This window comes from Virgibacillus proomii, assembly GCF_018916875.1.
Taxonomy (GTDB): domain Bacteria; phylum Bacillota; class Bacilli; order Bacillales; family Amphibacillaceae; genus Virgibacillus; species Virgibacillus proomii_B.
In genome coordinates this window covers 356,790-368,786 of the sequence record NZ_JAHLNO010000019.1, presented here as the reverse complement: position 1 = coordinate 368,786, position 11,997 = coordinate 356,790, and the positions used below count along the sequence as shown (strand labels likewise).

8 protein-coding genes and 1 pseudogene are annotated in these 11,997 nt (G+C 35.9%); 3 read left to right on the top strand and 6 right to left on the bottom strand.

The features are described from left to right. Positions 1–199: 199 nt before the first annotated feature. The 5 genes and pseudogenes from glcT to KQI21_RS09145 all read right to left on the bottom strand — a co-directional run bounded on the left by glcT (position 200) and on the right by KQI21_RS09145 (position 6,571). Complete coding sequence (glcT, locus tag KQI21_RS09160; protein WP_216483886.1) at positions 200–1,045, bottom strand: glucose PTS transporter transcription antiterminator GlcT; 846 nt, start codon at positions 1,043–1,045, stop codon at positions 200–202. 102 nt (positions 1,046–1,147) lie between these two features. Then, positions 1,148–2,239, bottom strand: a complete 1,092-nt coding sequence (locus tag KQI21_RS09155; RefSeq protein ID WP_216483885.1) for a nitric oxide synthase oxygenase — start codon at positions 2,237–2,239, stop codon at positions 1,148–1,150. A 415-nt stretch (positions 2,240–2,654) separates the two neighbouring features. Next, positions 2,655–2,927, bottom strand: a pseudogene (locus KQI21_RS16790) (hypothetical protein); the annotation flags it as partial. 952 nt (positions 2,928–3,879) lie between these two features. Next, entirely contained in the window at positions 3,880–4,989 is a 1,110-nt protein-coding gene (menC, locus tag KQI21_RS09150; RefSeq protein ID WP_216483884.1) for an o-succinylbenzoate synthase, read from the bottom strand. 163 nt (positions 4,990–5,152) lie between these two features. Continuing rightward, a complete protein-coding gene (locus tag KQI21_RS09145) occupies positions 5,153–6,571 on the bottom strand; it encodes a YfcC family protein (protein WP_216483883.1) in 1,419 nt (472 codons plus the stop codon). A gap of 646 nt (positions 6,572–7,217) precedes the next feature. On the opposite strand from KQI21_RS09145, the gene KQI21_RS09140 reads away from it, so the two are divergent. Then, positions 7,218–8,033, top strand: a complete 816-nt coding sequence (locus KQI21_RS09140; protein WP_216483882.1) for a MurR/RpiR family transcriptional regulator — start codon at positions 7,218–7,220, stop codon at positions 8,031–8,033. Between the two features lies 1 nt (position 8,034). Beyond that, positions 8,035–9,162 carry a M20 peptidase aminoacylase family protein gene (locus KQI21_RS09135; RefSeq protein ID WP_216483881.1) on the top strand — a complete coding sequence of 376 codons (1,128 nt, stop codon included), beginning with the start codon at positions 8,035–8,037 and terminating at the stop codon, positions 9,160–9,162. Between the two features lie 44 nt (positions 9,163–9,206). Here KQI21_RS09135 and KQI21_RS09130 read toward each other — a convergent pair whose 3' ends face one another. Beyond that, positions 9,207–9,776: a sigma-70 family RNA polymerase sigma factor gene (locus KQI21_RS09130; protein ID WP_253291375.1), complete on the bottom strand. Its 570-nt coding sequence runs from the start codon at positions 9,774–9,776 to the stop codon at positions 9,207–9,209. 217 nt (positions 9,777–9,993) lie between these two features. On the opposite strand from KQI21_RS09130, the gene KQI21_RS09125 reads away from it, so the two are divergent. Further along, positions 9,994–11,607: an aspartate:alanine exchanger family transporter gene (locus KQI21_RS09125; protein WP_253291374.1), complete on the top strand. Its 1,614-nt coding sequence runs from the start codon at positions 9,994–9,996 to the stop codon at positions 11,605–11,607. The last annotated feature ends 390 nt before the right edge of the window (positions 11,608–11,997 follow it).

Genomic DNA, 11,997 nt, shown 5'->3' with positions numbered 1-11,997 from the left:
ATTCAGCATGGTTTCTTTCAATACATAGGGATCTTGCTATATTGCTAAACCGAAGCGCTAAATTGCAAGCTTCCGAAATACAAAAAAGGCATGAGTAGAAAACAGAAATAAGCAGTAGGATTTTTGGGTTGTCCTACTTGTACTTATTTCATAATCTTTCCACTCATGCCTGATCGGATCAGTAACACGGAAAAATAAATTATGATTCATATTTTTGATATAGACGCTGCAAATGCATCGTTAAATACACTGCTTCTGCTTCATATATCGGTTTTTTTAATGTTTGTTGCATTATTTTAATTAACTTCCACGCCAGATTATAACATGTTGGATATTCTTTTTTCAATAGAGAAGCTATTTTTACCGGCTCATTTACAGTTTCTCCCTTTAATACACGCTCAATTGTATACCGGATGTGTCGAACTAAACGAATATACTCCACCCCGTCTTTATCGACTTTGATTTTTAATTGTTCTTCTATAATCTTAACAAATTGAGTGACGAGCTGTGAATATTTATTAATATCAGAGAGCTTCTTGTTGGAAATTGCACTATGTACATGCAAGGCAATAAATCCTATTTCTCCTTCTGGCAAATGAACATCTAAACGTTGATTCATAAAATCAACAATTTCCGAGGCAATTTCATATTCACATGGATAGAGCGTTTTTGTTTCAGCAAGAAAGGGATTTTTAATTTCTAATCCTTTCATCACACGATTAACTGCAAACAGAATATGATCCGTCAGTGCAACATGTACAGATTCATTAAGCATAACGTCAGATCGTTTTCTAATCAAATCGATAGCACTAATAATGGAATGTAATAAAGCTTCATCCACATTTGGGATTAACTGCTTATATTGTTTTTGCTCCTGTTGATCACGTAATACAAACATTTTTTCAACTTTCTGTGCGTCAACCATATCTTTCTTTTTATAATGAAATCCAATCCCATTACCGATTAAAACGACTTCTTTTTCTTGGTCATCTAAAGCAATTAGTACATTATTGTTTAATGACTTCTTAACCCTAAACATGTTCAAAGCCTCTATCTCCTCACAGCATTTTTTGCAGCACGTATGATTATAACATGTTTTTCGCGATGAAACATTATCTAAGATTATAAAATGACAAAGATGTAAAAATTATTTCCAATGTGGTGGCTGGTAAAAATAATTTGGCTTCTTCGCTATATTGTTATAGGGTTTATGAAAAACATGGGTTGCGGCTGGTGAAAGTGGAGGAATTAACCAGGACCATTTCCCGGTAACTTCTCTTCCTTGTTTTTGTTCTGTTTCTTCAAATACTTGAAATTGCTTCGCTGCTGTATGATGATCAACCATCGAAACCCCAGCCCGTTTAAACGAATCAAGTACAGCTATATTCAATTCAACAAGAGAAGTGTCTTTCCACAACGTACTAGCATGCTCTGTATTTAAACCTAACTGTTTGGCAACGATAGGCAGTAAATTATAGCGATCTTTATCAGCTAAATTCCTTGCTCCAATTTCGGTTCCCATATACCAGCCATTGAATGGGGCTGCTATATAGTTTATCCCGCCAATTTCCAATCGCATATCAGAAATGATCGGAACACCATACCATTTCACCAATCGTCCAGCAAAAATATCTGCCTCAGGGTGTCGAATGTTTACTTCAATCACTATATCTTTAGGTAGCTTCCGCCATTGAGGCGGCTCATTATTCATTTGAATAACTAATGGTAATAAATCGTGCGGCGTTCCTTCTCCTTGCCAGCCGAGCCTCTGACATTCTTTGGTAAACTCTAACGAGGCAGGGTCTCCAATAATGCTGTTCTCCGTTTCGTAGCCAGCATAACGTAAAAGTTGATGGTTCCATATCTTAACAGGCTGCTGACTATGGGGACGTTCAGGAGGAAAAATTGTAATTAACGGTTTTATTTTACCCTTATTTCCAGCATTCTTAATATGCTCATACAAATAGTGAAACACATCTTGACTTGTTTGTACTTCTCTTGCATCAATCACTTCCAACCGATTCCAAAATAGTCGTCCAATACATCGGTTGGAATTGCGCCAGGCAACTTTAGCCCCGTAGCTTAATTCCTCATAGGTATGTTCATATATTCCCGTCGCAGCAATTTGCTGTTTTATCACTGCCAGTCTATTTGCTAATTGGTCTGATGATAAATTAAGTTCTTGATAATACATACGTAAAAAAGCGTTAGCCTCTTCCCACAATTGATCTTCACGCATATAGACCTCCCCCCTATCAAGTTCCTACATAGTGTAACAAAAACATTTCCCATCATGTATGACAAACTACTGACAATTTACGTTTTTTTCAATAAGTTTTATTCAAGAGGAGGGATAAAGTAAAACCTTATTCCGTGAAAGCTTCTCTTATCTCAAGGTATGTTAGTCAGGTAAAATACACCTCAACTAACATTTAAGATTATTAGAAAAACTTGGCTTGTCGCCAAGTCTTTAGCGAAAGCCATAGTTTTTCTTATACTATAAACCATAAAAATTTTATACTTTCCTATAGTGCAAAGGAAAATCTCTTCTTGCCACTTTTAAGTAAGCAAATAAGAGACTCTAAAATCGTCATATCATAAAAGAAAGAATACGCCCCCATCAGTGATCTTTAATTAACTCTAAAACAACATTTCTACTTCCTTTTTTTACAATCGGAATAAAAACTCCACAACCTAATCAGAAGCATAAGTTCAATTATACTTAATACAAATAGAATATCAAAGGTAACCCCAGTTCCTGGATCAATAAAATTTAGTAAATTCGTCAACAAGAAACCTGATATGACACCAAATACAATTCCACAAAACAGATGTAAAAAAACCTGTGTCATCATGACATTCACGATTCCTTTTACATCTAAAAAAACCGCTCTTAAGACTGCAAAATTCTTTTTCTCTTGAAGTAAATACGCTTTACTAAAGTATTAATCGTTCCTACCATTACCCCAATAGAATACAAAATCACCAGAAAAAAATCGACCAGCGTTGCGAAAACATTTTCCTAGACTGTTGTAATGATTGCTGATAACTATCAATTTGTATTTTTCCGGAAACTGATTTTTTAACCATTCCAGTTGTTCCAATACTTTGTTCGAAAATCATCAGAATAAAGTGAAACTTCATTCAGTAGGAGTTTTCTTCCATCTCCTACTGAATGTTAGTATCACAAGGGTATGACCTAAAGGCCTTTGAACGAATCGGGCATTTAGGTGCCGTTTCCTCCCGCTTAGAACATTTTGTACCAACTTAGGCTCTTGAAGTGGGAGTCTTACGGCACCTTACATACGGGATAAATTAGTGCCCGTTCAAAAGGAACAAAATCAGTCGCAAATGTCGAATTCTTCCCAATCTCATAATACATCAATTTCCTCATCATAATATGAGAATAAGCCAACAGTATTTGTGATGGTCCTGTATCGGATTCTTTCAATTAATAGTAAAATTTGATTGCTATTTAAATAGCCTAACCTTCAGTGAGTTAGTAATTGAACACAAAACAAAAATATTCCTTTATGAATTTTTTATTGAAGTAGGCACTTTTGATTACGTTTACATACAACACAACATTTTTTTAGATGTCAATTACTTTTTAGAAAAACTTGGCTTGTCGCCAAGTCTTTATGGCGAAAGCTGTAGTTTTTCTTATACTATATATCCTAAAATTTTTTACTTTCCTATAGTATAAACTAATGGGCTGGGACAAAACTAAAAAGATCAACTCTAAATACGAATTTTTACTGGAATAAGTAAGCTTACAAAAAGAGAAATCCGAACTAATTCGAATTCTAACTGAAGAATTTTGAGTTATCGTTCGGATTTTTCTTTGACTAAAACGCTTTTATCCCAGCCCCATTAGCTTTATTTCGTGAACACTTTCTTTTCCATCGTATGTTTCTCTACCTCATTCATCAACACATCATAACCAATCCCCGGAGAATCATTTACCGTAAGTATCCCTTGCTCGGCAACTACCTCCGGATCAATGATATCCTTCTCCCAATACCTGGATGAAGAAGCCGTATCGCCAGGCAGTGTAAAATTAGCAAGTGAAGCTATGGCAATATTATGCGCACGTCCAACTCCAGACTCTAACATTCCTCCACACCATAATGGAATACCTGCCTGTTCACATAAATCATGGATGCGTTTGGACTCTGTCAGACCACCAACACGGCCAATCTTTAGATTAATAATTTTACAGCTTCCTAATTCAATAGCTTGACGTGCATCATCGTAGGAATGGATGCTCTCATCCAAGCATACAGGTGTTTGTATTTCCTTTTGCAGCTTCGCATGATCAATTAAGTCTCCAGCTGCAAGCGGTTGCTCGATCATCATTAAATCGAACTCATCCAATGCTTTTAAAACATCGATATCCCTAAGAGTGTAAGCACTATTAGCATCAACCATTAAAGGAATACTAGGGAAATGCTTTCGTACCTCACGTACTACTTCAATATCTTTTCCTGGTTTAATTTTTATTTTGATCCGTTTATATCCTTCATTTACTTTACCTTGGATGTTTTCCAATAATTTAGCATAACTGTCTTCAATACCTAAGCTGATACCAACTTCGATTTTATTCTTACTTCCTCCCAAAGCTTGTGATAACGATTGGTTATTCTGCTTTGCATATAGATCCCATACAGCTCCTTCTAAAGCTGCTTTAGCCATATGATTTCGCTTATAAGGTTGAAAAATTGCTTGAAGATCTTCAGGGTGATCCATGTTTCGATTTATTACTTCAGGTATAAGAAATTGTTCCAGCATGTACCAGCTTTGCTGAGTAAATTCTTCGCTATAAAGCGGACGTTCAGAAGCTACTCCTTCTCCCCAGCCGGAACGTCCATTTGCATCTTTTGCCTCTACTAATAAAAATATTCGATCTTGTTCAGTTCCAAAACTGGTTGTAAATGGATTTTTCATTCTCATCTTTAGTTTATACAAAATAATTTCGTTCATTTCCATCTTTTCTCTCTCCTTTTTGATATGTAAATATGCTTACATCCGCTTTCTATCATTTTGACATCCATGAAACAGTATTAAAAATTACACAATTTTAGTTACAACATTAATTTTAAGTGCGTTTTCAAAAAAGTTTCTTTCCTGACAAACCTCTTTGAACATTTTTTTAAATAGGTCCCCATCCTATCATGACAGCAATCGTTAAATAAACAATACCAATTACACACCAAATAATCACTAATGGCATGATGAATTTAAGCCATTTCCCCAAGGGTATACCAGCAATTGCCAAAGTAGCCATTAAAACGCCTGATATTGGTGTAATAACATTAGAGAATCCATCTCCCATCTTATATGCTTGAACCGCTACTTGTCGAGAGATCTCCATCATATCTGCAAGTGGAGTCATAATTGGCATAACAATCACTGCCTGCCCACTTCCAGAGGATACAATAATATTAAACAAAAAATTTGCAATAAACATGACGATCGCACCCATTACACTTGTAAAAGGGTCCATCATTTTGGACATCCCTTGAACAATTGTATCTAAAATTTGTCCATTTTCTAATACGACAACGATAGAACGGGCCATGCCAATAATTAAAGCCCCGTAGACCAAACCTTTACATCCATTAAAAAACTGAATAACAAATTCATTAGAATTAATTCTAGCAATCACTGCCGTACCAATTGCAATAACGATAAACATAGCAGCCATGTGATTCAATGACCAATTGTATTGAAATACTCCGAATACATAGAATCCTATACCAATTGCAAGCCAGCCTAAAACCAATTTATGTACAATTGTTAATTGTGCCGGTACATTTGCCATATCCTTATCAGCAATTTTTGGAAAGCGATTTTCTCCTAAAATACTGTTCAGCGGATCTTTTTTGACTCGATTTGCGTACCAGCAAACGTAGCCAATGGTTAAAATTAATACAGTTAAATAAATTAAAATTCGTAAACCTATCCCTGAAAATAATGGAACTTGGGCAATTTCTTGAGCCATTCCCGTTGTTAGCGGATCTAAAAACGCAGTATTAAAACCTGCATATGCCCCTAAGTAAATAATGGATACCCCTACTATAGCATCTAGCCTCATAGAACGGGCTAATATAATCCCAATCGGTATAAACGCAATAACTGCATTCACAATAATTCCCAATGCACCAAAAATAGAAAATAAAGTGCTTACAATAATTATTAGCAAATATTCCTTATCCTTGGTTTGATTGATTGTTTGCATAATTAAAGCATCAATCGCCCCAGTGTATTCAATAACTGCAAAAGCTCCCCCAATAATAAGGACAAGAAAAATAAGGCCTGCTGAATCGATCATTCCCTGCTGAATAGCAGTAAATATTTCAATCAGTGATATTGGTTGCTGATCTATTTTTTGATAACTTTCCGGTACAACTGTCGTGATATCATTTACTGTTTCTCGTTCAAAGCTTCCTGCTGGTATCACATAAGTAGCAAGTGCTGCTAACAGCAAAATAGTAAATAAGATAACATAAGCATCAGGCAAAGCCATTTTCTTTCTCCGCTTCTCTCTTTCCCCCGTAGAATTTATCATAATCCCTCCTGAATTTTCAAAATATTATCAACTTGCATTTTATTATAATAAAGGATATAATTTATTGCAATAAAAAATAACGTAAATACTTTAACTGTTCAAAAAAGAACAGCAGTACATGTTAACTATATTCCAGAAACGAAAAAACAAAACAAGAACAAAAAGCTGGAAGTGCTTGGTTAGCGACATACACACCGGCAGAGCTTCTGACGAGATAAAGTGAAACTTCATTCAGTAGGAGTTTTCTTCCATCTCCTACTGAATGTTAGCACCACAAGGGTATGACCTAAAGGCCCTTGAATGAATCGGGCATTTAGGTGCCGTTTTTCTCATAAAGTTGGGAACATGATAAGCAGATCTTTGAAATGAGAAAAATATCGCTCCTTACATCCGGGATAAAGAAAACATGCCTCTAAAACAGGGGTATGTCGACATTGGGCAAAAAGCCCGCTTTTTGTCGGCTTTTAGTCGGCCTCCTTTATGACTTATTGGCGGAAGACGTTCGAAGTTTGCTTCAACTTAAGCGCTTAAGCTAGACAACGAAGCTACTTTCAAAGAGATATTCACCACTAAGAAAAAGGAGATCGGAGAAAATTCAGCTAAATCCTAGCCTTTAGCGCAGGAAGCCATATAAAGGAGATATCTGATGACTGCTAACTTCTTGCAAAAAACCGAAATGCAGTTTCCAAACTTGACGGATGGATTAAAAAAAGTAGCAGATGGATTGCTGTCGGATCCAATGATGTTTGCGATTCATCCAGCGAAAAAAGTTGGGGAAATTTTAAATGTTAGTGAAACGATGGTTATCCGTTTTTCTAGATCAATCGGCTATGCCGGCTTTAGTTCTTTACAAAAGGAAATCCGTCAATATCTTTTAGAATTTAAACAAGACACCGTAAAAAAAGATACTACCGTCAACGCCTTTACAAAAAGTTTCTATCAAGACATTACGATGATAGAAAGGAATCTAGATGAATTAAATAATGAATTATTAAACATCTTAATCAACACAATGATCAGAAGTAATAGAATTATTATCGCTGGTTACCACCATTCTTTTACATTTGCCCATTGGATGTATTTTAATCTAAATTATATTCTGGGCAACGCTATATTATACCAGCCAGAAACAGATGCCGGATTACTAGATTTACCTCCAGAGAAAAAATGTATTATCATATTCTCTTTTTATCGATATGCACTAGATACCATCCGTTTAGCAGAAGGAGCAAAAAAGAAAGGGATTAAGGTGATTGCCTTTACGGATTCCAGGGTCGCGCCAATTGTTGATTTTGCAGATATTATCATTCCTATAACAACGAACCAACATCATTTTTTCAGTAAAGGACCAGTAACGCTAGCTTATATCAATGCTATTTTGATTGAATTGATTGAACGAGTTGAAAAAATAGGCAAAGTACAATCAACCTATAAATACTTTATTAAAGATGGGGAGGATTAATATGGGGAATTTAGAACAAAAGATCAAAGACACATTTACTTATTTACATACGCATGCAGAAATCAGCTGGGAAGAAACAAATACTACAAGCTATATTGCAAACATATTGCAGGAAAATGGTTGTGAGGTGACTACCTTTTCAGACCATACAGGAGTAATAGCACAATTGGGAAACTTTAAAAAAAATTTACCTGTAGTAGCAGTCCGAGCGGATATAGACGCTCTTTGGCAAGAAGTAGGTGGAGTGTTTCAGGCAAATCATTCTTGTGGACATGATGCGCATATGGCCATCGTCTTAGGATTACTGTGGAAGCTGAAGGAAACACCCGAGCTTATGGATAATATAGCAGTTAAATTTATCTTTCAGCCTGCCGAAGAAACAGGGAAAGGTGCATTAAAACTAGTTGAAAAAGGAGCTGTGGAGGATGTTGATTATTTATTTGGCATTCACTTACGTCCACAGCAAGAAACTCAAATGCATCATGCTACTCCAGTAATTGTACATGGAGCAACAAAAATGTACCAGGCAAAAATTAAAGGACATGATGCTCATGGAGCTAGGCCGCATTTAAATAGTAATGCAATTGAAGTAGGCGCTCAAATTGTTCATTTACTAAATAAAATCCATTTAGACCCGACTATTCCCCACTCTGTAAAAATGACAAAATTCCAAGCTGGCAGCAAAAGTACCAACATTATTCCCGGCAATGCTATTTTTGCACTTGACATGCGAGCTCAGACAAATGAAGCAATGGAAGAATTAGATAAGCAAGTAATACAAATTTTTACAGCAATCGAAAGCTTAAACAACATTGAAATAGAAATTATAGAGAAACGCGGTATTGCAGCAGCAAAAATAAATTCAGAAGCAATATCTATTATGGAATCGGCTATTAGCAATGTCTTAGGCTCAGAAAATGTTGACCCCCCATTACTTACACCAGGTGGAGATGACTTTCACTTTTATACGATTAAAAAACCTGAATTAAAAGCAACAATGCTTGGACTAGGCTGTGAATTAACACCGGGCTTACATCATCCACAGATGACATTTAATAAAGATGCCTTAATAAATGGGGTACATATTTTATTTAAAGCCGTTCAACAAGTTTATCACAATAACGAATAGAACTCTTTTAACTTGCTAAGGGGATACTCGATTCGACTCCCCCTTTAGCATAGATTTTCTTCATTCAAGAACTTAGCAGCACGCAATTTTTTTCTCGCTTCTCTTCCCCAGCTTTTCACAGCATCAATCGATACCCCCTCTCTTTCAGAAATAGATTTTATCGACATATCTTGAATAAGAAAGAAATAAAACCATTTTAATTGATTCGTGCTTAGTAATTGATGAGCTTCTTTGATTAAATCGTCGAAATCTACTAGCATTGGATCTTGGCTTTGCACTCGCTTCTTTAAACTGCCAGAACGATAAAAATTTCCGCTCGTTTCATTTAGCTGCTGATACTCCCGATAGACATTTAACTTTTCTTGTTCTCTAGCTTTACTCCGAATTAAATCAATCAATCGATTGCGAATGGTATAATTAAAATAAGTTGCCATTGGTCCTTTATCCGCTCGATAGGTTACATATGCATTCCACATCGCTACTAATCCCTCTTGATAAAATTCCTGATGTGGATCGCGTATATTAAGTTTATGGATCTGGTAATAAATTCGTCGCTCATTTTGCCTAACGATTTCTTCAAACGTCATATTTATTTTATGCATATTGTCTTCCATGCTCATCCCCCTAATTATTTCTTCTTATTCCTATTTTCGTACAAATCACACAAATAGTGGCATAACACAAACATCATTCTTTTTTACCAGAGCTTGTATATTAGTAAAACCGCTCCGTTTCATATATATTCTTTCAATAAGCTTGAAAAATTAGTGAAGTTTATCAATTGATTTCGTTTTCTCTATCTAGTTGTAGTAATATATATAGGAAGAATGAATGAAGGAGATTAAAATGGAAGATTTACTACATGATTTACTTAATGAAGAGCTTATTTTAGTTTTTGTTGTTTTGTTTCTTGGATCATGGCTAGGGCAATTAAAAATTAAAGGGATTGGCTTAGGATCAGCGGGTGTTTTAGTTATTGCCATGATTTTTGGTCATTATGGTTATCAAGTATCGCCAACGATTCAAAATTTAGGCCTTAGCTTATTTATTGTTGCTGTTGGTCTTCAAGCAGGACCGCGTTTTTTCCGAATGATGCGTTCCAATGGGATCGTTTTTTGCCTTATTTCTTTATTTATTGTCTGTAGCGCTGTTCTCACATCTGTTTTCGTTGCAAAAATCTTCCACCTCTCAGCTCCATTAGCAATTGGATTAATGACCGGTGCGTTGACGAATACGTCAGGTTTAGCAGCAGCTCTTCAAGCAACCAATGATCCAATCACATCGGTTGGCTACGGGATTGCATATCCGTTTGGAGTGCTGGCTATTATATTATTTATACAGCTTCTGCCCCGTTTTGGTAAAATAGACCTTATCCAAGATTTAGAAGAAACAAACAATCCAATAAAAACTGCAAATTCACCGGAAGTAATGACATTTAAAGTGACTAATCCAAAATTGCATAAAAAAACGTTGCGAGAGATTTCTTTTAGCCGTAACTCCGTTGTGATTAGCAGAGTTATTCGAGGTGATCATACGATGATCGCACTTCATGACACAACCATCTTAACTGGTGACCATCTTGTTACAGTGGGAGAAGCCCATGAACTTGAATTATTTGGCAAGTATGTCGGTGAGCAAGTAGATACACTACTAGAGAATCCTGATAATATTCAGTTTCGAAAAATAGTGGTTGAAGATGATGAAATTATTGGTAAAAGTATTAAAGAACTTAAACTTAGAAGGAAGTATGGAGCAACAGTAACAAGAATTCAACGAGAAGGAATTGAGCTTAATCAAAATCCAAATATGCCTTTGCTTCGTGGCGATGTTTTAACAATGGTAAGTAGTGAAGACCGATTAAATGAATTAGAAACACTCTTTTCCCGAAAAAAGCTAACTGTAACGAATGTTCATATCTTATCTATTAGTATTACACTATTAGTAGGAATTTTGTTTGGCATGATACCTATCCCTATTCCTGGTCTTGGTACAATGAAACTTGGGTTAGCAGGAGGACCATTAATCGTAGCTTTAATTATCGGTCATTTTGGCAAGCTTGGACCAATTCATGTACGCTATTATGGACCAGCTAATCACGTTATCTTGAAATTAGGTCTTGCTTTATTTTTAGCTGGTGCAGGAACGACAGCAGGACAAGGATTGGTAGAAGTCATTCAAACCGAGGGATTCAAATTAGTTGTTAGTGGAACCATCATTACAATCGTGTCGATTATTATCGGTTATACTGTGGCCAGAAAACTGTTTAAATTTGGTGTTGTTTATTCGCTTGGCACACTGTGTGGTGGCAGAACCTGCACCCCAGCATTAGGTGCTTTAAATCAGTTAGTAGATTCAGAAGACCCGGCAATTGCCTATGCCGCCGCTTATCCATTTTCACTTATTTTTGGATCCATCGCTGCTCAACTCATTTTAATTTTCTTTTAATATTTATAAATAAACACGATACGAGTATCAAACCCGTTGGCAATCGCCTGTTTCATTCATTGGAGCTAAAATTTTATCTTTATTTACGTCGTCCATTTACAAAATTTCCTGCAGCTATCTTCCCGATAGTAAGTTCATTATTGCACAACTAAAGGATAACATGATATGACTGTTCAAGAACAAAATCTAGAAGTACTGGGTTAACGACAAGATACAAAAGTTTTCCACCACGTAGAAATAAATTCATAGATAATTAGAAAAACTTGGCTTGTCGCCAAGTCTTTAGCGAAAGCCGTAGCTTTTCTTATACTATAAAGCCTAAAGCTTTATACTTTCCTATAGTAAAATAAACATTTGGCTAAACGGCGGGCAGTTACAACCTAAATAAAT